At 40.9% G+C, this 19,509-nt stretch carries 22 protein-coding genes; 14 read left to right on the top strand and 8 right to left on the bottom strand.

The genetic code is table 11. The features are described 5' to 3' along the window. Position 1 precedes the first annotated feature (1 nt). The 11 genes from OFO00_RS04800 to OFO00_RS04750 all read left to right on the top strand — a co-directional run bounded on the left by OFO00_RS04800 (position 2) and on the right by OFO00_RS04750 (position 10,479). Complete coding sequence (locus OFO00_RS04800) at positions 2-709, top strand: zinc ribbon domain-containing protein (protein ID WP_270865097.1); 708 nt, start codon at positions 2-4, stop codon at positions 707-709. Continuing rightward, a complete protein-coding gene (gene waaA, locus OFO00_RS04795) occupies positions 706-1,869 on the top strand; it encodes a lipid IV(A) 3-deoxy-D-manno-octulosonic acid transferase (protein WP_270865096.1) in 1,164 nt (387 codons plus the stop codon). Before OFO00_RS04800 ends, waaA begins: the two co-directional genes overlap by 4 nt. After that, the gene (locus tag OFO00_RS04790; protein WP_270865095.1) at positions 1,850-2,605 is read left to right on the top strand and encodes an RluA family pseudouridine synthase; all 756 of its coding nucleotides are present in this window, start codon (positions 1,850-1,852) and stop codon (positions 2,603-2,605) included. Before waaA ends, OFO00_RS04790 begins: the two co-directional genes overlap by 20 nt. A gap of 61 nt (positions 2,606-2,666) precedes the next feature. Beyond that, on the top strand, positions 2,667-3,998 hold the full coding sequence (gene ffh, locus OFO00_RS04785; protein ID WP_270865094.1) for a signal recognition particle protein: 1,332 nt from the start codon (positions 2,667-2,669) through the stop codon (positions 3,996-3,998). Between the two features lie 80 nt (positions 3,999-4,078). Beyond that, complete coding sequence (rpsP, locus tag OFO00_RS04780; protein WP_270858252.1) at positions 4,079-4,309, top strand: 30S ribosomal protein S16; 231 nt, start codon at positions 4,079-4,081, stop codon at positions 4,307-4,309. Between the two features lie 2 nt (positions 4,310-4,311). Then, positions 4,312-4,554, top strand: a complete 243-nt coding sequence (locus OFO00_RS04775; RefSeq protein ID WP_270858253.1) for a KH domain-containing protein — start codon at positions 4,312-4,314, stop codon at positions 4,552-4,554. Next, a complete protein-coding gene (rimM, locus tag OFO00_RS04770; protein WP_270858254.1) occupies positions 4,547-5,077 on the top strand; it encodes a ribosome maturation factor RimM in 531 nt (176 codons plus the stop codon). The genes OFO00_RS04775 and rimM overlap by 8 nt, the downstream gene beginning before the upstream one ends. Beyond that, the gene (gene trmD / locus OFO00_RS04765) at positions 5,074-5,763 is read left to right on the top strand and encodes a tRNA (guanosine(37)-N1)-methyltransferase TrmD (RefSeq protein WP_270865093.1); all 690 of its coding nucleotides are present in this window, start codon (positions 5,074-5,076) and stop codon (positions 5,761-5,763) included. Before rimM ends, trmD begins: the two co-directional genes overlap by 4 nt. Positions 5,764-5,773: 10 nt before the next feature. Next, positions 5,774-6,130 (top strand): 50S ribosomal protein L19, encoded by a 357-nt coding sequence (gene rplS / locus OFO00_RS04760; protein WP_270858256.1) that lies wholly within the window; start codon positions 5,774-5,776, stop codon positions 6,128-6,130. A 186-nt stretch (positions 6,131-6,316) separates the two neighbouring features. Continuing rightward, positions 6,317-9,256 (top strand): acyl-CoA dehydratase activase, encoded by a 2,940-nt coding sequence (locus tag OFO00_RS04755; protein ID WP_270865092.1) that lies wholly within the window; start codon positions 6,317-6,319, stop codon positions 9,254-9,256. Between the two features lie 2 nt (positions 9,257-9,258). Beyond that, positions 9,259-10,479, top strand: coding sequence for a 2-hydroxyacyl-CoA dehydratase (locus tag OFO00_RS04750; protein WP_270865091.1), 1,221 nt, complete (start codon positions 9,259-9,261; stop codon positions 10,477-10,479). A gap of 79 nt (positions 10,480-10,558) precedes the next feature. On the opposite strand, the gene OFO00_RS04745 is transcribed toward OFO00_RS04750, so the two are convergent. The 4 genes from OFO00_RS04745 to prfB all read right to left on the bottom strand — a co-directional run bounded on the left by OFO00_RS04745 (position 10,559) and on the right by prfB (position 13,126). After that, positions 10,559-11,104 carry a hypothetical protein gene (locus OFO00_RS04745; protein ID WP_270865090.1) on the bottom strand — a complete coding sequence of 182 codons (546 nt, stop codon included), beginning with the start codon at positions 11,102-11,104 and terminating at the stop codon, positions 10,559-10,561. A 132-nt stretch (positions 11,105-11,236) separates the two neighbouring features. Beyond that, on the bottom strand, positions 11,237-11,674 hold the full coding sequence (locus OFO00_RS04740; RefSeq protein ID WP_270865089.1) for a hypothetical protein: 438 nt from the start codon (positions 11,672-11,674) through the stop codon (positions 11,237-11,239). A gap of 9 nt (positions 11,675-11,683) precedes the next feature. Further along, positions 11,684-12,004: a type II secretion system protein gene (locus OFO00_RS04735; RefSeq protein ID WP_270865088.1), complete on the bottom strand. Its 321-nt coding sequence runs from the start codon at positions 12,002-12,004 to the stop codon at positions 11,684-11,686. Between the two features lie 21 nt (positions 12,005-12,025). Then, positions 12,026-13,126: a peptide chain release factor 2 gene (gene prfB / locus OFO00_RS04730; RefSeq protein WP_270865087.1), complete on the bottom strand. Its 1,101-nt coding sequence runs from the start codon at positions 13,124-13,126 to the stop codon at positions 12,026-12,028. 125 nt (positions 13,127-13,251) lie between these two features. On the opposite strand from prfB, the gene panC reads away from it, so the two are divergent. The 3 genes from panC to tilS are packed head-to-tail and all read left to right on the top strand — an operon-like array spanning position 13,252 to position 16,426. Next, the gene (gene panC, locus OFO00_RS04725) at positions 13,252-14,073 is read left to right on the top strand and encodes a pantoate--beta-alanine ligase (RefSeq protein WP_270865086.1); all 822 of its coding nucleotides are present in this window, start codon (positions 13,252-13,254) and stop codon (positions 14,071-14,073) included. 2 nt (positions 14,074-14,075) lie between these two features. Continuing rightward, a complete protein-coding gene (gene rimO, locus OFO00_RS04720; RefSeq protein ID WP_270865085.1) occupies positions 14,076-15,386 on the top strand; it encodes a 30S ribosomal protein S12 methylthiotransferase RimO in 1,311 nt (436 codons plus the stop codon). Between the two features lie 2 nt (positions 15,387-15,388). Continuing rightward, positions 15,389-16,426 carry a tRNA lysidine(34) synthetase TilS gene (gene tilS, locus OFO00_RS04715; protein ID WP_270865084.1) on the top strand — a complete coding sequence of 346 codons (1,038 nt, stop codon included), beginning with the start codon at positions 15,389-15,391 and terminating at the stop codon, positions 16,424-16,426. Here tilS and OFO00_RS04710 read toward each other — a convergent pair. Genes OFO00_RS04710 through OFO00_RS04695 form a run of 4 tightly spaced genes read right to left on the bottom strand, consistent with a single transcriptional unit; the run spans position 16,373 to position 19,354 of the window. Next, positions 16,373-17,131, bottom strand: a complete 759-nt coding sequence (locus OFO00_RS04710; protein ID WP_270865083.1) for a hypothetical protein — start codon at positions 17,129-17,131, stop codon at positions 16,373-16,375. The two genes, tilS and OFO00_RS04710, sit on opposite strands and share 54 nt — an antisense overlap. A 48-nt stretch (positions 17,132-17,179) precedes the next feature. Further along, positions 17,180-17,839, bottom strand: coding sequence for a lysophospholipid acyltransferase family protein (locus tag OFO00_RS04705; RefSeq protein WP_270865082.1), 660 nt, complete (start codon positions 17,837-17,839; stop codon positions 17,180-17,182). Further along, positions 17,820-19,115: a tRNA (N6-isopentenyl adenosine(37)-C2)-methylthiotransferase MiaB gene (gene miaB, locus OFO00_RS04700; RefSeq protein WP_270865081.1), complete on the bottom strand. Its 1,296-nt coding sequence runs from the start codon at positions 19,113-19,115 to the stop codon at positions 17,820-17,822. The genes OFO00_RS04705 and miaB overlap by 20 nt, the downstream gene beginning before the upstream one ends. Next, on the bottom strand, positions 19,112-19,354 hold the full coding sequence (locus OFO00_RS04695; protein WP_270858271.1) for an HP0268 family nuclease: 243 nt from the start codon (positions 19,352-19,354) through the stop codon (positions 19,112-19,114). The genes miaB and OFO00_RS04695 overlap by 4 nt, the downstream gene beginning before the upstream one ends. Positions 19,355-19,509 lie beyond the last annotated feature (155 nt).

Raw genomic sequence — 19,509 nt, 5'->3', positions numbered from 1 at the left:
CATGAACAAATACCTAAATCAGTTAGTCGAGCTGTGCGAACACGACAAAGAACTAGACAGCTTCAAGCCAAAAATCGAAGCAGCCCAAGCAAGACTAAATTCGAAAGTTAATCAAATCGACAAAGCCAAAAACGAAATCGATGTGCTAAACACTGAAATCGAGGAGCTAAGGGAGCAAATTTCACTTACAAACGCTCAAATCGCAGAACTAAACGCTAAATCAAAAAGTAGCGCGAAAAAATCAGCCTCGCTAAAAACAGAAAAAGAGATCAAAGCCCTTAGCGTCGAGGTCGATATCACAAAAGAGCAGTTAAGTGCTGCAAATGAACAAATCGATAGATTAGAAAAACATGTCGAAACCAAAAAAGCCCTAATCGCTGATTTAGAGACGCAAAAAAGCGCATTTGAAGCCGAACTCGAAGAGATCAAAGCAGAGGTTAGCACCCAAATGGGCGAGGTTGAAGAGAGTAGATCAAAAATTTATTCAGTTCGCGAAAAACTAATCAAATCAATGGATCCAAAAACCGTATCTTTCTACGAAAAAATCCGCAAATGGGCTAGTAACACAGCCGTCGTTCCAGTGCGAAAACAAGCCTGCTATGGCTGTTTCATGAGATTAAATGACAGAGTTTATAGCGCAGTTATCAAAAGCGACGATATCGTAACCTGCCCGTATTGTGGCAGAATTTTATACAAAGAAGCAGAGTGATTTATACACTTTTTTCTTTTCTTATCTGGCTACTTGCACTGCCGTTTTTGGCGGTGCTAGCCCTCAAAAAAAAATATCACAAAAGCCTTCCTGCTAGGTTTTTGCTATTTAAAAATCCGAAATTCAACCCCTGTGATGTGCATTTTCACGCTTGCAGTCTTGGCGAGGTAAATGCGCTTAAAAATCTAATCTCAAATTTCGATAGCCTAGCCCTTACCACGACCACAGACACAGGCTTTGCAGCAGCGAAGCAAATCACGCAAAACTCGCGCTTTTTGCCGTTTGAAAACCTGCTTCCATTTTGGCTAGAAAAGGCCAAGGTTACCGTGATTTTCGAGGCCGAGCTGTGGCTAAATTTAGTGCGAAGCGCGAAAAAAAACGGCTCTTTTGTCGTGCTTTTAAACGCCAGAATTTCAGATAAAAGCTATAAAAACTATCTGCGATTTAAATTTTACTACAACAAAATTTTTGAAAATATTGATTTGGTTTTAGCCCAAAGCGAGCGCGATAAAGCCCGCCTTAGCGAGCTTGGCGCAAAAAATATAATCGTAGCTGGAAATATCAAAAGCGCAAATTCTAGCTCTCCAAGCAAAATTTTGCCAAAATTTCAAAACTGCACCACTATCACGATTGCTAGCACGCACGAGGGCGAAGAGGAACTGATTTTAGCCGGGTTAAAAAATTTCGCGCAAAATAACAAAAATTTCAAATTTATCCTTGCTCCACGCCACCCTGCTCGTTTCGAATACTGCGCCAAAATCGCGAAAATTTGGGCAGATGAGCTAAATTTGAATTTTGAGAAATTTAGCGAAAACAAAAATTTCAAAAGCGATTTTATTTTGCTTGATACAATCGGCGAGCTGATAAATTTCTACGCCATTAGCGATATTGTAATCCTTGGTGGCAGTTTCGTGCCAAATATCGGCGGACACAATCCAATCGAGCCTGCAAGCTTTGGCGCTAAAATCATCAGCGGCAGATATTTTCACAACCAAAACGCGCTGTATAATCTAGTAAAAAATATCAAAATTTGCGAAGCTAGCGAGCTTGGTGACGCGCTAAAAAACCCGCCCCAAAAAAGCGAAATTTTGCAAATTTGCGATTTAGGGCGCATTATAAAAATCATAAAGGACGAAATCAATGCAAGAAAAAGCCTATAAACTTCTAGCAATTCAAGAAAAAATTTCAAACAACGAAGCCAAGGCGCTAATAGACGCTGGACTTGTGAGCGCGCACGGCAAAAAGCTTAGCGTCGCGCGCGAAATGATGAGTGAAAAAACCATTTTCAGCGTCGCAAAAATGGAAAAACCAAAGCTGATTTACGAGGACGAAAACATCATCGCCGTGGATAAACCTGCGTTTTTGGAGTGCGAAAATTTGGAAAAAATTTATCACGCAACTCTCTTAAATCGCCTTGATAAGGGGACAAGTGGCGTGATAATGCTAGCGAAGAACGAAGAATTTCGCCAAAAAGCGATAAATGAATTTAAAGCCATGCGCGTGAAAAAAACATATCTCGCGCTCGTAAATGGCATAGTCAGCGAAGAGATCAAAATCACCGACCCAATCCTCACAATCAAGGGCAAATCCGGCGCGATTTCGAAAATTTCGCCAAACGGCAAAGAGGCGATTACAAATGTTTTTCCGCTCATGGTAAGCGGTAAAAAATCCTTTGTCAAAATCACAATCGAAACTGGTCGCACGCACCAAATCAGGGTGCATTTAGCCGGTATTGCTCATGGAATAATCGGCGATGAAAAATACGCCAAAAGCAAATCAAAGCGTATGTTTTTGCACTCATACCAAACAGAAATTTTAGGGCTTAAATTTATCGCCCCATTAAAGGGCGAATTTAACGAATTTGGCTTTGACATACCAAAAAATATGCAATATTAACAGCTATTTAAGTTAAATTTTGGTAATATCGTAGGTTTAATAATTTTATAAGGGAACGATAGTGTTTGAGATAATCAGTGAATCATTTAAAAATGCGGTTAATAAGCTAAAAACAATCGATGATGAAAAAGCGCTCAAAAATGCGCTTGACACCCTCAAAAAGGCACTTTTGAAGGCAGATGTTCATCACAAAGTAACCAAAGATTTCATAGCATTAGTAGAAGCCGATGTCAAAATCAACGGAATCGGTCAAAAGCAATTTTTAGATTCAATCAAAAACAACCTAACCATGATTTTAACAGCGCCAAAAGGCAGCAATCAAGGCTTTGTTTTTGCTGATACGAACCCTACAATCGTGCTTATGGCAGGTCTTCAAGGTAGCGGTAAATCAACCACGACAGTAAAACTTGCAAATTTCTTAAAACTTAGAAAAAAGAAGGTGCTAATCGCGGCTTGCGACTTGCAACGCTTAGCAGCCGTCGAGCAACTAAAACAACTTTGCGAAGCAAACGAGATCGATCTCTTTGCCCTAGATAACGAAACAAACCCTATCAAAGTCGCAAAAGAGGCCCTTGCAAAGGCAAAAGCTGGATTATATGATGTGCTTTTAGTCGATACTGCTGGACGCCTCGCAATCGACGAAGCACTAATGGAGCAAATTTCAAATATCAAAAAAGAGATTAACCCGCATGAAATTTTCTATGTCGCTGATGCGATGAGCGGTCAAGACGGCGTGAAAACGGCGGCTAAATTTAACGAAGTGCTTGAAATCAGCGGTGTGATTTTGAGCAAATTTGACGCCGATACAAAAGGCGGAATCGCCCTTGGAATCGCACATCAGCTAGGAATTCCACTTAGATTTATAGGAACAGGTGAAAAGGTCGCTGATTTAGAGGGTTTCATACCAGATCGTATCACTAGCCGTATCATGGGAGAGGGCGATTTAGCGACATTGGTCGAAAAAACAGCGGCTGTTTTCGACGAAAAAGAGGCAAAAAAATTAAATAAAAAAATCAAAAAAGGCGAATTTAATTTCAACGACTTTATTTCGCAACTCGAAAGCGTCAAAAAGCTAGGAAATATGAAAAATTTAATCGGCATGATTCCTGGACTTTCTGGCATGGCAAACAAAATCCAAGATATCGACTTGGAAAATTCAAAAGAGATTAGACATATCAAGGCTATGATTGATTCTATGACGCCAAAAGAGCGCGAAAATCCAGATTTATTGAACAACTCTCGCAAACGCAGACTTGCCCAAGGCGCAGGTTTGTCGCAAGTCGAGGTCAATAGATTTTTGAAACAATTCACAAACGCGGCAAAACTTGCTAAAAAATTCTCGTCAAAAGGCGGTATGCAAGGGCTAGCCTCAATTGTGCAAAAACCGAGATAATTCTCGGTTTTAGAGCTTATCAATGCCCAAATTTTGGGTATTTACAAGTTCTAAAACTTTAAAAATTTCAAGGAGAAAAAATGGCAACAGTTGTTAGACTAACAAGATTAGGTAGAAAGAAAAAACCTTTTTATCGTATAGTTGTAACAGATAGCAGAAAAAGACGCGACGGCGGTTTTATCGAGACTATCGGTTATTATAACCCTCTAAAAGACGAAAACAATGTCAAAGTAGATAGCGAAAGACTAGCTTACTGGAAAAGCGTAGGCGCTAAACTAAGCGATAGAGTTGCTCAAATCACAAGCAAATAATCATGGTTGAAAACTTTATAAAAGAATACGCAAAGCTAATCGTAGATCACCCAGACTCGATTTCTACCGAGCTAAAATCTGGCGATAATTTCACAGAGATTATCATCTATGCTGATAAGGCCGATACTGGCAAACTTATCGGCAAAGACGGCAAAATGATTAACGCCATAAAAACGGTCATCATGGGCTATAAGGCCAAGGATCCGAGTAACTACAAAATCACGGTTAAAGCCAAAGATGCCTGAAAACCTGCTCGAAGTCGCTAAGCTCGGCAAAACAGTCGGCCTAAAAGGCGCATTGCGACTTCACGATAAAAGTGATTTCCCAAAACAGTTCAAAAAAGGTGCCAAATTTTACTTACAAGATGGCACCGTTTTGGAAATTTCTGCATTTTTACAATCAAATTCCACTGTGAAATTCGTGGGTTTTGAGAGCATTGAACTAGCCCAAAATTTAGTAAATAAAACCCTTTATCAAACTATCGAAAACACCAGAAAAAACTGCCCACTAAAAAAAGGCGAATTTTTCTATTTTGATATTTTGGGGCTTAGCGTTTGCGAAGATGGCGAAATTTTGGGCGAGGTAAGCGACATAATGGAGAGTGGCAGCGCGTATCTTTTCGAGGTAAAAACAGCGAGTGAGCTTGTAAATTTGGGGCTTGCTAGCACATTTTTTGTGCCATACCTAGATAATTTTGTAGTTCAAATTTCACTTGATGAACGCAAAATTTTGACCAAAAACGCTAAGGCGATTTTAGAAAATTCATGAAATTTACCTTCGTAAGCCTTTTTCCAAATTTAATCCAGCCATATTTTGAGGACTCGATTTTAAAACGAGCCGTTGATAAGGGCATTATCGAGCTAAATTTTTTAAATCCCAGAGAATTTACTGCCAACAAATACAAAAAGGTCGATGATTATATGATAGGCGGAGGCGCAGGTCTTTTAATCGGCACCGAACCCCTAGCTAGGACGCTTGATGAGTTTAAAAAAACTTCCCCAAACGCAAAAATCATCTACCTAACCCCAGTTGGCAAAAAATTTACCCAAAACGACGCAAAACGATTAGCTAAGCAGAGCGAAATTTGCTTTATTTGTGGCAGATACGAAGGGATCGACGAGCGCATAATCGAAGAGTATGTCAGCGAAGTTTTTTGCATAGGGGACTTTGTCTTAACTGGTGGCGAGCTTGGCGCGCTGTGTATGAGCGATGCTATAAGTCGAAATTTAGCCGGTGTTTTGGGAAATACTGCCTCGCTTGATGAAGAGAGCTTCGAAGATGGGCTTTTAGAGGCGCCTTCTTTCACAAAACCTGATATTTTTAAAAATTTATCTATAATTTCAGAGTTTTTAAAGGGTAATCACGCTAAAATGCACAGTTTAAAAAATCAAATGGCGCTAATGAAAACTAGGTACTTTCGGGTGGATATGTACCGAAAAATCGCCAAAAAATAAAGGACATTTTATGAAAAACAAGTATATTCAAGCATTTGAAGATGCTCAAATTGCAAACAAAGTTGTGCCTGATTTTCGTGCTGGCGATACACTAAAAGTCGCTATCAGAATCAAAGAAGGCGACAAAAGCCGTGTTCAAAATTTCGAGGGCGTATGTATCGCTAGACGCGGCGAAGGCGTAAGCGAGACATTTATCATTCGCAAAATCGGTGCTAACAGCGTTGGCGTAGAGAGAATTTTCCCAATTTACAGCGAAAGTATCGAAAACATCGAAGTATTACGCCGTGGTCGTGTCCGCAGATCAAAACTATTTTATCTACGCAACAGACAAGGCAAAGCTGCTAAAATTAAAGAGCTTAGAAAATAATTTTAGCCCAAAATTCAGCGCAAATTTGCGCAAAATAGGATTTTATCTCGCTAATGAGATAAAATCTATCATTATTTTATTTTCGTTTAAAAACAATGTATAAAATCACGAAATTTAAATTTTACATAGCTTATTTTTTTAATAAATTTTGTAAAATTTCAATAAAATTTTCAAGAGTGATGAATTATGATATATCTAGGCATTGATGTTGGTTCCACGACCGTAAAAACAGTAATTTTAAATGAAAATAATGAAATTTTAGAAAAAACTTACCAAAGACATTTAGCCAAACCAAAAGAGCTAGTTTTACAGCGAATTTTAGAAATCCAAAAAAAATATCCAAACGAAAATTTCAGCCTTTCCATAGCAGGTTCAGCCGGTATGGGTATCGCCAAAAACTGCGAAATTCCCTTTGTTCAAGAGGTTTATGCCACTTCGCTAGGAGTTAGGCAGATGTTTCCTAAAACCGATATCGTCATCGAACTAGGTGGCGAGGACGCGAAAATTATTTTTCTCACAGGCGGGGTCGAGGAGCGTATGAACGGCTCGTGCGCGGGCGGAACTGGCGCGTTTATCGATCAGATGACAAATTTGCTAAATTTAGACATCGCTGAACTTGACAAATTAAGCTTCAACGCGAGCAAAATTTACCCTATCGCCTCTCGGTGCGGGGTTTTTGCCAAAAGCGATATCCAGCCTCTTTTAAATCAAGGCGTGCGCAAAGAAGACATAAGTGCGAGCATTTACGCAGCCGTAGTCGAGCAGACAATCGCCGGACTTGCCCAAGGGCGCGAGGTTAAGGGCAATATTTTGTTTCTAGGCGGACCGCTATTTTTCTTAAAAGGTTTGCAAAAACGCTTCAAAGAGGCGCTAAATTTAAACGACGAAAACGCCACCTTCCCTGATATCGGGCCGTTTTTCGTGGCGTATGGTTCAGCGATTTATGCCAAAAAAACAGGCACTGCGCTAAATTTGGACAAAATCATAGAACTTTTGCAAAAAAGCCCAAACAAAGAGCTTTTAGAATCAGAAGAACCTCTGTTTGGCTCGCAGGCCGAATTTGACGAATTTATCGCTCGCCACGAAAAAGCAAGCGTCCCCAAAGCCGACATCGCCTCATACTCTGGGAACGCGTATTTGGGTGTGGATTGCGGCAGCACGACGATTAAGGTCGTTTTAATCGGCGAAAATTACGAGCTTTTATACAAATTTTACTCATCAAACAAGGGCGATCCGATTAATATTTTACAAAAAAAACTAACTGAAATTTACGCTCTTTGCGGATCTCGCATAAAAATCAAAAGCTCAGGCGTTACAGGATATGGCGAGGAGCTAATCAAAACCGCATTTAGCTTTGATTACGGCATAGTTGAGACCATCGCGCATTACAGCGCGGCGCGCCACTTCAACCCCAAGGTCGATTTTATCATAGATATCGGCGGACAAGATATCAAATGCTTTTCGATAAAAGACGGCAATATCGATTCTATCGTGCTAAATGAGGCGTGCAGTTCAGGGTGTGGGTCGTTTTTGCAAACATTTTCGAATTCACTAGGCCATGAAATCAAAAATTTCGCCAAAATGGGGCTTTTCGCCTCGCACCCAGCCAAGCTTGGTAGCCGTTGCACGGTCTTTATGAACTCATCTGTAAAACAGGCCCAAAAAGACGGCGCGAGTGTGGAAGATATCAGCGCAGGACTTGCAATTAGCGTGATTAAAAACGCGATTTACAAGGTAATTCGTGTGCGAAATTCTGACGATTTAGGGCAAAATATCGTGGTTCAGGGCGGAACATTTTTAAACAATGCCGTGCTAAGAGCCTTTGAAAAAGAGCTTGGCAAAAATGTCATCAGGCTCGATATCAGCGAGCTTATGGGCGCGTATGGGGCTGCGCTTTTTGCGCGCGATAATGCGCCGGAGAGCTCAAATTTAATCACGAGCGAAAAACTAGCAAAATTTACGCACAAAAGCGAATTTGATACCTGCAAGCTTTGCACAAACAAATGCCCGCTTACAATCACGCATTTTGAAAATTCGAAATTTATCACCGGAAATAAATGCGAAAGAGGCGCAGGTAAGGCTATCAGAAACGATATTACGAATTTATTCGAGTTTAAAAACGAGCTTTTGAAAAAATACAAAAAACTCCCAAAAGATGGCGCGCCAAAGGTCGGAATTCCGCTTGTTTTGAATATGTATGAGATGATTCCGTTTTGGAGTGCGTTTTTTGAAAATTTAGGTATGAGCGTCGCTCTGTCTCGCAAACCGCGCAAAGAGACGCTGTTTTTGGCCAATCAAAGCATACCAAGCGATACGGTCTGCTACCCAGCCAAAAGCGTGCATGGCCATATCTACGACTTGCTAGCGCAAAATGTCGATTTTATATTTTATCCGTGCATGAGCTACAACCTAGACGAAAATATCAGCGAAAACTGCTACAACTGCCCTGTGGTGGCGTATTATCCAGAACTAATCAAAGCAAATGTCAGCGCGCTGGACGAGCGAGCGTTTTTATACCCGCACCTAGATCTAAATGCGCCTGAATTTTTTGCCAAAACTATGCGAAAAGAGCTAGCAAATTTAGGGTTTAAATTTAAGCTTGATGTCATCAAAAATGCCGTATTTCAGGGCAAAAAAGAGTTAGAAAACTACAAAAACACGGTTTTAATCAAAGGCGAAGAAACGCTAAATTTAATCCGCGAGCAAAATTTGAGCGCAATCGTGCTTGCTGGCAGACCATATCATATCGACAAAAGCGTAAATCACGGGATTGATCGCTACTTAAATTCTCTCGGATTTATCGTGCTAAGCGAGGATAGTCTGCCACTAATGCAGGTTCAAACCAAATCGCTAAATCAATGGACATACCACGCCAGGCTGTATAGCGCGGCTAGATTTATCTGCAAATATCCTAAAATGCAACTCGTGCAACTCGTAAGCTTTGGGTGCGGGATAGACGCGATTACAGGCGATGAAGTGCGCGACCTACTACGCGCAAATGGCAAAATTTACACTCAACTTAAAATCGACGAAGTTACAAATCTAGGGGCTGTTAAAATCCGCCTACGCTCGCTAAAAGCGACAATGTTAGAGCGCGAAAAAGCTCAATTTATACAAAAAGGCTAATGATGTTTGCGAAATTTACAAAAGATATGAAAAGCACTCACACGATTTTAATCCCTACGATGATCGATCCGCATTTTCGCTTTATGAAAAGCGTTTTGGCCGATGAGGGGTATAAAAGCGTGCTTTTACGGGACAACCGTGCAAACATCGTCGAAGAGGGCTTGCGAAATGTCCATAACGATATGTGCTACCCTGCCCTGCTCGTAATCGGGCAGTTTATCGACGCGCTAAAAAGTGGTGAATTTGACACGCACAAGGTCGCACTTCTGATAAGCCAAACAGGTGGCGGGTGCAGGGCGAGCAACTATATAAATTTGCTTCGCAAAGCCCTAAACGAGAGCGGTTTTGGCTATGTGCCGGTGATCTCGCTAAATTTTGGCTCGTTAGATGAAAATGGATTTGCGCTAAGCAAAATGGCGCTAATCAAGCTGTTTGTGGCGATTTTTTACGGCGATTTGATGATGAATTTATACAATCAGTGCAAACCATACGAAAAAATTCCTAATCAGACAAACGAAATTTACGAAAAAATGGTCGAATTTATCGCAAATTTGACAAATCAAAAGTCATTTTTCAAACTAAATAAAAATTTTAGCCACATCTTGCAAAATTTCGCCAAAATAGAGCGTTTGGGCGAGCAAAAAATCAGGGTTGGTATCGTGGGCGAAATCTATCTGAAATACTCCCCTATCGGCAACAACGGCCTAAACGCCTACCTCATCAAAGAAAACGCCGAACCCGTAAATACCGGGCTAATGGATTTCGTGCTGACTTGCATTTATGATGCTGTGTATGACAAAAAGCTCTATGGCAAGGGTGGCGCGGCGTATTGGGGTAGCCTTGGGGTTGCTAAAATTTTAGAATTTTGCCAAAAAAAATTAATCCGCGCTATGAAAAAACACGGATTTCGTCCGCCAACGCCATTTAAAGAGGTGCGCGCAGCCGCTGAGGGATACATCAGCCACGGCGTGAAAATGGGCGAAGGATGGCTACTCACAGCTGAAATGGTCGAGTTTATGAAGCAAGGCGTGCAAAATGTCGTCTGCGCCCAGCCATTTGGCTGTCTGCCAAATCACATCATCGCGCGCGGTATGATACGCAAAATCAAGCAAAACTACCCAGACGCCAACATCGCCGCGATCGACTACGATCCGGGTGCGAGTGCGGTAAATCAGGAAAACCGCATAAAATTAATGCTTTCAAATGCAAATAGGGAATTTTAAAATTTAAAATTTCGTGAGAATTTGGCTAAATTTAACAACCAAATTTGGCTAAATTTCAATGAATTTAGCCAAATTTCATCTATCTTGTTCTGCGTTTTATATCTCTGTGCGCGCTTCTGTGGCGTTCGCCGTTGTCATTATCAAAGCTCCTAGCCTCGCGTTCGCGCCTTTTGATTTCTTTGTAACGAGAGCTTGCTTTGATAACTTCCGCTTCCCTTCTAGCCCGACGCAAGGTCATTTCGCGCTCGCCGTTGTTAGCATGAATTTTGCGAATTTCGCGCTCGTGGCGGATTGATTTATTACTTAGGCGGTGAGCGTGCGGGTGCGAAGAGATGACTGGGCGAGTGTGCGGGCGAGTATTTATATGGCCGTGGCGATTGTCCTTGATCACGACTGGGCGTCTATCTACCACGACAGGACGCCTATCCACGATAACTGGGCGTCTATCATAAATCACAGGGCGACGGCGATATCCTCTGTCATAGTAATAATCGCTCTCGTAATACCCCCTATAATACGGGCTTCCACTATCATACACCACGCTACCTGAGGCTCTCGTATGCGCACAGCCTGTGAAAAACAGACCGACAATCGCGCCAAGAATTGCGAATTTTAAAATTTTCATTTTGTATCTCCTTTATGAAATCGGAGCGAATTTTACATTTGCGTGATTAAATTTTTTGTTTATGAAATTTAAATTTGAAAGCTAGGGCGAAATTTGATAAATTTTAAAATTTCGCCCCAAATTTGGCTAAATTTAGCCATTATAACCCAAGCGCCTCATATTTGCGCAAGCGTTTTTGTATCCGTGGTAGCAAGTTACGCGGTAAAGATCGATTGCATTAAATGTGTTTTGTTGCACGCCTTGTCCGCGCTCGAACATCTCAGCTAATTTCATGCAAGCTGGGAAGTTTTGAGTGCCTACGCACGCCATATTATAGGCATTTGCAGCTGAGCCGAAATCGCCTTTGGCATACATTGATTCAGCGAAACTAAAACACAAAGCGCCATTTCCGCTTCTGCAAGCGTCGCTTTGGACGATATTGCCCTCGATTTTGGCCGGGCGGATTCCGTCTTGGATCTCGTTATAGCTGTATTTTCCAGCCTTTGGCGCGCTTACTGCGCTTTTTGGTGCATTGCTGACACAACCTGCTAAAAATAATCCTGCAATCATCACAGCGATTAAATTTTTCATAAGCTATCCTTATCTGCCTAAGATATAGTAAGTGTCTTTGTTCGGCACTTTTTCTAGGGCTATGTTAAATTTATCAGACCATACCTTTATCATATCTACAACAGCCTCTTTGCGCTCTTTTGTAGCGGCCTCGTTTTTGATTTTAAAATACGGATTTGTATTTGACATAGCGATGTAAGCATCATAAATTTTAAGCTTATCGTTTAGTGTAACGATATGCTCCAACTCTGTGTCTGTGAAATCACATTTTGACAAAATACCGCGAAGTTGCGCTATCACCGCCTCGCTTGAAGTATAACCTAATGCTAGAAGAATTCCCTCTTCACTCATATTAATCCTTTCTAATGAAATTTATTGTTTGTTTGCTTGCGAAATTAAAACGCCCTCGATTAGCTTTTTTATATCGCCATCAAGTATCGCATCAGTCTGGCTAAACGCCTCGCCTGAACGGTTGTCCTTGACCTGCTGATACGGGAAAAGCACATAAGAGCGAATCTGATGTCCCCAGCCAATATCACTTTTTTCGATACTATCGCTTGCTTCTCGTTTTTTCATAAGTTCAAGCTCGTAAAGTCGCGATTTTAGCACCTTCATTGCCGTTTCTTTATTTTTGTGTTGGCTTCTATCGTTTTGACAATTCACCACAATCCCAGTGGCTAAGTGAGTTATGCGAACAGCGCTTTCTGTTTTGTTGATGTGTTGCCCACCTGCCCCACTAGCGCGAAAAACATCGATTTTAATGTCCTTATCCTCGATATTTATCTCAATATCATCGTTTAGCTCAGGGCTTACCATGACGCTTGAAAAGCTCGTGTGCCTACGCCCTGCACTATCAAATGGGCTGGTTCGCACTAGGCGGTGGATTCCGTTTTCGGCCTTTAAATACCCATAGGCGTTTTCACCGCGCACGATAAAGCTTACATCTTTAATCCCCGCTTCATCGCCCTCTTGGAAATCCAAAACCTCTACCTTAAAGCCCTCTCTCTCGCAAAACCTACTATACATACGATACAGCATGCCCGCCCAGTCGCAACTCTCTGTCCCACCAGCTCCTGGGTGGATAGTGATAATCGCGTTTTTGTCATCGTCATCGCCACCGAGCATCATCGCTAACTCTAAATTTGAAATTTCCTCTTCCAGCTTGCCTGCGCCCTCGAAAAGGTCGTTTATCGTATCATCATCATTTTCGCTAAGGGCTAATTCATAAATTTCACGCGCATCATCAAGCGCAGAATTTGCCTTTTTAAATTTTGCCAAAACAGAGCTAATTTTGGTCTTTTCGCGTCCGATTTGAGTTGCTAGCTTCACATCGCTCCAAAATTTCTCGTCCGCTTCGATTTTTGAAATCTCTTCTAAGCGCGCGCTAATTTCATCTGGTTTGATAATCGAGCTAATATTATTGATTTTTATGTCAAGGTTTTTCAAAAGTTCGCTATATTCGTAATTATCCAAGTTTTGCCTTTAAATTTTTTGCGAGATTATAACAGCTTAAAGCTTTTAACCCTTTTAACCCAGAGTTAAATTTTAATTTTTTTGAGTTATAATCGCCCTTTAAATTTCAAAATTTGGAAGTAAATATGCAAATTATTCGAACAGTAGAAGAGTTACGAGCATTTCGTGCCAACGCCTGTGGTAATGTGGGTTTCGTCCCTACAATGGGGGCTTTGCACGCTGGACACATAAGCCTAATCAAACAAGCAAGAAACGAAAACGACATCGTAATCGTATCGACCTTCGTAAATCCTACGCAGTTTTTACCGGGCGAGGATTACGAAAAATATCCAAAAAACGAAGAAGCAGATATTAAAATTTGCGAAAATTTAGACATAAACGCTATGTTTATCCCAGAAGTTAGCGAAATTTACACCGATAATGAACCAACAATCATAGCTGTGCGCCCGACATCTGAAATCTTAGAGGGCAAAACTCGCCCAGGACATTTCGACGGCGTGTGTATGGTGCTGAATAAATTTTTTAATATTATTCGTCCAAACAATGTCTATATGGGCAAAAAGGACGCCCAACAGCTCTTTATCGTGCAAAATATGGTAAAAAGTTTTTTGATGGATATTAATATCGTGCCATGCGAAATCGTCAGAGAGAGCGACGGGCTGGCTTTAAGCTCGCGCAATGCGTATTTGGACGAAGAGGAAAAAATGCTAGCGCTTAAAATTTCGCGCTCCCTCTTAAACGCTAGCAATCTAATCGCCAAAGGCGAGATTAGCACGAGCATTTTAAAGGATAAAATGCTTTCGATTTTAGAGCCATTAGAGGTCGATTATATCGCGTTTGTAAATAGAAATTTTGAAATTTTAGACCAAATCGAGCCTAAAAACACCATTATCCTTGTCGCTGCAAAAGTTGGCAAAACTCGCCTAATCGATAATATTTGGTTGTAAAAATGCCAAAACTTTATTTAGTCTCACTTGGGTGCAATAAAAATCTCGTCGATAGCGAGATTATGCTTGGTAGGTTGCAAAACTACGAAATCGTCTCCGAACCCCAAAGCGCCGATGTTATGATAGTAAATACCTGTGGATTTATCGCTTCGGCGAAGCAAGAGAGTATCCGCACAATCCTAGAACTCGCCGAATTTAAGAAAAAAAACGGCGTTTTAGTGGTAACTGGCTGTTTAATGGAGCGTTACAAAGACGAGCTTATGCGTGAGCTTCCCGAAGTCGATATTTTCAGCGGTGTCGGCGACTACGATAAAATAGACGAGATGATACTCAAAAAACAAAATCTATTTTCGCCTAGCACTTACTTGCAAACCACGCAAAAAAGGGTAATCACTGGCTCAAATTTTCACGCTTACATTAAAATCGCCGAAGGGTGCAACCAAAAATGCAGTTTTTGCGCGATTCCAAGCTTCAAAGGGCGTTTGAAAAGTCGCAGTTTAGACGACATCGAAGCCGAAGTCAGGGATTTGGTCGCACGGGGATTTTATGATTTTAGCTTTATCGCGCAAGATACGAGCAGTTATGGGCGAGATAGGGGCGAAAAAGACGGGCTAATCGCGCTTATAAATCGCATTGAAAAAATTGAGGGCGTGAAATTTGCGCGAATTCTTTATCTTTATCCGACCACGACGAGCGAAAATTTGATTAAAACTATCATAAATTCAAGCGTTTTTGTGAATTATTTCGATATGCCAATCCAGCACATAAATGACAAAATGCTAAAAGTTATGAAGCGTGGAAACGGCAAAAATGAAATTTTAAATTTGCTAAATTTAATGCGAGAAGCCCCAAATTCGTTTTTGCGAACCGGCGTGATAATCGGGCACCCGGGCGAGAGCGAGAGCGAATTTAACGAGCTTTGCGAGTTTTTAAGCGAGTTTAAATTTGATAGAATTTCAGCCTTTGCCTACTCCAAAGAAGAAGACACAGCGAGTTGCGAAATGGAGCAAATTCCTACGCGAGAAATCACAAAACGGCTAAATAAAATCGAAAAAATCGTGGATAAGGCGATTTGTGAGAGTTTCGCTGGGCTTGTAGGCACCACGCAAAGCGTGGAAATCACAGGCATTAGCTCAGAGGGCGAGTTTTTTTACGGCGCAAAACTAGCCTTGTGGGATAAAGACATAGACGGCGAGATTTTAATCAACGAAAGCGAGATACAAAATTTGCAAATCGGACAGCTATATGAGTGCGAGATTAGCGAATTCGTCGGCGGGAAACTCATAGGGAAAATTACAAAACAAGCTAAATAAAAATGCAAATTTTAAATATAGACCATGAGATTTTGGACTTTTTGCGGGGTAGGAAAAATTTACTTGCCTTTTCGCATGGGAGCGACAGCACGGCGCTTTTTTACACGCTTTTAAATTTGGGCGTTAAATTTGACTGCGCTTTTGTGAATTACAAAACCCGCGAAAATAGCGATTTAGAAGAAATTTCCGCAAAAGAGCTTTGCGATAAATTTGGCGTGAATTTGTTTGTCAAAACTGCTCCGCTAAATTTAGAAAATTCAGGCGATTTCGAAAACACTGCGCGCAAAATTCGCTACGATTTTTTTGATGAAATTTGCGCTAAATTCGGACACGACACGCTTATCACAGCGCACCAATTAAACGATAAATTTGAGTGGTTTTTAATGCAACTTGGACGAGGTGCGGGTCTAGCAAATCTGCTTGGCTTTGAAAAAATCGAAAATCGCGCAAATTACGCTATCGTGCGACCTTTTTACAATGTCAGCAAAACGCAAATTTTAGAGTTTTTAAGCGAAAATAAAATCAAATTTTTTAACGACATTTCAAACGAAAATACCAAATTTGCAAGGAACGCCGTAAGGGCTGAATTTAGCGATAAATTCGTAGAAAAATACGCTTTAAATTTAGCCAAAAGTTTTGAGTTTTTATCGCTCGATAAAGCGAATTTGCTAGGCGAATTTATCTATCAAAAAGATAAATTTTTTGTGCTTGAAAATTCGCAAAAAAGCCTAAATTTAATAGATAAAGCGTGTAAAATTTTAGGCGTCGTTCTTAGCCAAAATCAACGAAAAGAAATCCAAAAAACAGACTGCGTGATAAGTGGCAAAATTTGCGTTTGCAAAAACGAAAAATTCTACTTCGTCGCCCCATTTGAGAAAACAAAAATGGATAAAAAATTCAAAGAAAAATGCCGAATTTTAAAAATCCCGCCGCTTGTTCGCCCCTATATTTTCGCTAGAAGCGAAATTTTAGCAGAGTGCGAAGGGCTAATTTCTGGCCTCAACCATAGCGATTTTGTTGATAAAATCGGCGAAATTTAGGTTGATAAGATTTGTTTTGATATGGATTCGTGTAAAAATCACATAGCCGATCTCATTGCTGAGCGTGCCGTCTGAGTAAATGAAAACATTTGTCAAAAACTCGCTGTTTTTTGACTGGTAAAAATTGTCGATTTGGAAATTTAAAATCTCATAAAACAACTCATCGCTATCGCTCATCATGCCCTTCATCTCGTCATCTATGAGAATCATATCGGCATAAAGAGCGCGTTTTTTGTTTGCCACCAAAAACGCCACGCGGTCGTTAAATTTAAGCACAAACATCGCGACACTATCGATTTCATGCTGATTTTTGTATAAAAAATAAAGCACCTTAAAAAGGCTTTCATAAGAGTTGAAGCTCGCGCCGAATTTCTCGTCGCTCCCCGTTGTCGCACTGCGCGGGAATTCCACGGTAAAATCGCTATCGACGCTTTGATAAAAGCACTCGTCAGTCCTTTTAGGCTCGCTAGAAAAAATCACCCTTTGCGCTGGATCGTCGATTAGTATATTTGCGTGCAAACTTTTGGCAATCCCTTGCCTAAATTCCGCCATTTGCGCCGCAAAATCAGTTGCACTATCGACGCTAAATTTGAGCGTCTTTTCATCTACGATTTTTTTACTAAATCCAAGTTTTCTAAAAACAAATTCGCACTCGCTATCATTTTGCGCCACGCTTAGAAAAGATTTAGCCTTGAAAAGTCCCATTTTTTCTCCTAAAAAATGCTAATTATACCAAAAATCGTTTATGCAAAACTAAAAATCGAAATTTTTATCTTTTTCGGCCTGAGCAAAAAGCAAATTTGCTATTTTCTCTTTCGCCTCTTCTAGCCCCAATCCAGCGATATCTAGTGGCTCGCTTAGGCTGTAATTTATGCGCGAAAAGGGCTTTGGCAAGACCATTTTATCCCAGCTTCTAAACTCCCAAAAACGGCTCGCTTCGTAATTTAGCGCGTAAATTTTGAGATTTTTTTTCTGCGCGATCGTGACAGCTCCGTCTGCGACGCTGTGTCTTGGACCTCTGGGACCATCTGGGGTGATGATGACATCTACGCCGTTTTTGATTTCGCTAAATGCGTTCATCAGCGCCCTAACTGCGCCTTTGGAGCTCGATCCTCTAATCGCGCCAATACCAAAATGCGAAATCACTCTCGTGATAATCTCGCCGTCTTTGTGGTCCGAGATGATAACCTTCACCTTTCTTTTTTCGCCATAATACCGTTTCCAGTAGCGAAGATAGGCAAAAGGCATCATTGCAAGTCTGCCGTGCCAAAACACCACCACGCAAGTTTCATCTGATAATTTTGTATCGCTAAATTTAACCCTACAAGTAAGATAAATCAAGCGTATCAAAAAAGCCCCAATATATTCTACACAAAAAAAGATAATGCGTTTTTTAAAGGGTAACTTTTCCATAAAGTGCCATTCTAGCGGCTTTTTCGATTTTTACATTTAGTGTGCGCCCAAGCAGTTCCTCGCTACCATTTACGCAAACCAAAAAATTCGAAAAACTTCTGCCAGCTACTTGATTGTTTTCGCGCAGTTCCTCGAAATACACCTCGTGCCCTCTACCTACCTGCGCGCTCATAATCTCATCTAAAATTTCATTATGCAGACCCTGCAAATAGCTAAGGCGCGCACTTGCGACTTTATCGTCGATTAGCACTAAATTCTGCGCTGGCGTGTGCGGACGCGGACTAAATTTAAAGCTAAAAACCTGCTCGAATTTCACCTGTTTTAGCACATCAATCGTATCGGCGAAATCCGCCTCGCTCTCCGTCGGATAAGCCACGATGATATCGGTGCTAATGCTCACATCTGGGCATAAATCTCGCAGTTTTAGCGCGCGATCAAGGAACCACTCCTTGCTATATCCACGCCTCATATCGCGCAAAACCTTAGTCGAACCGCTTTGTAGTGGCATGTGCATGGATTTGCAAATTTTAGAATTTGAGCTAAAAACTTCTAAAAATTTATCGTCCATGTGAAGCGGGTGCGGGCTAGTAAAGCGAATCCGCTCAATCCCCTCAATCTCGCTTAGCCTTACTAAAAGGTCGCTAAAATCGATTTTTTCGTGCGCATTGGAAAATCTTTTGCCATAGTTATTGACATTTTGACCGAGCAAAAATATCTCTTTTGCCCCACGCTGGGCACTTCTGCGCGCCTCATCAAGTATGATTTTTGCTGGGATTGAGAGCTCGTCGCCTCTGGTTTGTGGCACGATACAATACGAACATTTTTTGTCGCAACCAATCATAATATTTATGTATGATTTGTAAGGACTGCCCCGAAATTCGCCAAAGGCAAACTCGCTCTCATCGTAGTTTATATCGGTGCTAATAAATTTTGGCGTTTGCACAGCTTGCGAGATTTTCGATACATTTCGTGCGCCTAGGACGAAATCCACGAACGGAGCGCGCCTGAAAATTTCAGCGCCCAAGTGGCTAGCAGTGCAGCCACAAACTCCGATTTTTGAGCCAGCCTTGCGAACTTTGTCAAATGCGCCAATCTCGCTAAAAAGCTTATGCACGGGCTTTTCACGCACAGAGCAGGTGTTTATAAGGATTAAATCAGCAATGTTAATATCGTTTGTGAGTTCGTAATTTTGGTTTTTTAGTTCGGCGATGATGTGCTCGCTATCACGCACATTCATCGCACAACCGAGGGTTTGTATGTAGAGAAATTTTTTCAAACTATATGCACCTCATACATATATTCGTTTTCATTTAGACCATAATACACGCTTCTTTGATAGACCGAAAATCCCTTTTTTTCGAAAAATTCTATCAACGCAATGATATCTTTATGCGAATTTTCTCTATCTAAATAGAAAATTTTTTGACCACTTTTTGCGATTTGAGCTTCCAAATCTTCGACTTTTGCACTCTTTGGCTTCGCTTCTAGGCTAGTTCTAGCGAGTTTTACTTGCATTGCTTCATCCTTTCGTATTTCAAATTTTAAACTGATGAGTTTAGCAAAATTAATATAATAATTCGTTTAAATAAAAATAAAGTCTAAATTTAATATAATACCGAACTCGAAAATTTTAAAAATCCCAAAATTTAGCAGTGTAAGAAAAGGAAAAT

The sequence above is a fragment of the Campylobacter sp. VBCF_04 NA7 genome, assembly GCF_027737405.1.
GTDB lineage: Bacteria > Campylobacterota > Campylobacteria > Campylobacterales > Campylobacteraceae > Campylobacter_B.
The sequence above is the reverse complement of the archived record's forward strand: the minus strand, read 5'-3'. Positions and strand labels throughout refer to the sequence as shown.

Excerpts from the sequence above, each read along its gene's own strand:
- OFO00_RS04800 (WP_270865097.1), top strand. The coding sequence starts at position 2 with ATGAACAAATACCTAAATCAGTTAGTCGAGCTGTGCGAACACGACAAA.
- OFO00_RS04790 (WP_270865095.1), top strand. The coding sequence starts at position 1,850 with ATGCAAGAAAAAGCCTATAAACTTCTAGCAATTCAAGAAAAAATTTCA.
- rpsP (WP_270858252.1), top strand. The coding sequence starts at position 4,079 with ATGGCAACAGTTGTTAGACTAACAAGATTAGGTAGAAAGAAAAAACCT.
- OFO00_RS04775 (WP_270858253.1), top strand. The coding sequence starts at position 4,312 with ATGGTTGAAAACTTTATAAAAGAATACGCAAAGCTAATCGTAGATCAC.
- rimM (WP_270858254.1), top strand. The coding sequence starts at position 4,547 with ATGCCTGAAAACCTGCTCGAAGTCGCTAAGCTCGGCAAAACAGTCGGC.
- trmD (WP_270865093.1), top strand. The coding sequence starts at position 5,074 with ATGAAATTTACCTTCGTAAGCCTTTTTCCAAATTTAATCCAGCCATAT.
- rplS (WP_270858256.1), top strand. The coding sequence starts at position 5,774 with ATGAAAAACAAGTATATTCAAGCATTTGAAGATGCTCAAATTGCAAAC.
- OFO00_RS04755 (WP_270865092.1), top strand. The coding sequence starts at position 6,317 with ATGATATATCTAGGCATTGATGTTGGTTCCACGACCGTAAAAACAGTA.
- OFO00_RS04750 (WP_270865091.1), top strand. The coding sequence starts at position 9,259 with ATGTTTGCGAAATTTACAAAAGATATGAAAAGCACTCACACGATTTTA.
- OFO00_RS04745 (WP_270865090.1), bottom strand. The coding sequence starts at position 11,104 with ATGAAAATTTTAAAATTCGCAATTCTTGGCGCGATTGTCGGTCTGTTT.
- OFO00_RS04740 (WP_270865089.1), bottom strand. The coding sequence starts at position 11,674 with ATGAAAAATTTAATCGCTGTGATGATTGCAGGATTATTTTTAGCAGGT.
- OFO00_RS04735 (WP_270865088.1), bottom strand. The coding sequence starts at position 12,004 with ATGAGTGAAGAGGGAATTCTTCTAGCATTAGGTTATACTTCAAGCGAG.
- panC (WP_270865086.1), top strand. The coding sequence starts at position 13,252 with ATGCAAATTATTCGAACAGTAGAAGAGTTACGAGCATTTCGTGCCAAC.
- rimO (WP_270865085.1), top strand. The coding sequence starts at position 14,076 with ATGCCAAAACTTTATTTAGTCTCACTTGGGTGCAATAAAAATCTCGTC.
- tilS (WP_270865084.1), top strand. The coding sequence starts at position 15,389 with ATGCAAATTTTAAATATAGACCATGAGATTTTGGACTTTTTGCGGGGT.
- OFO00_RS04710 (WP_270865083.1), bottom strand. The coding sequence starts at position 17,131 with ATGGGACTTTTCAAGGCTAAATCTTTTCTAAGCGTGGCGCAAAATGAT.
- OFO00_RS04705 (WP_270865082.1), bottom strand. The coding sequence starts at position 17,839 with ATGGAAAAGTTACCCTTTAAAAAACGCATTATCTTTTTTTGTGTAGAA.
- OFO00_RS04695 (WP_270858271.1), bottom strand. The coding sequence starts at position 19,354 with ATGCAAGTAAAACTCGCTAGAACTAGCCTAGAAGCGAAGCCAAAGAGT.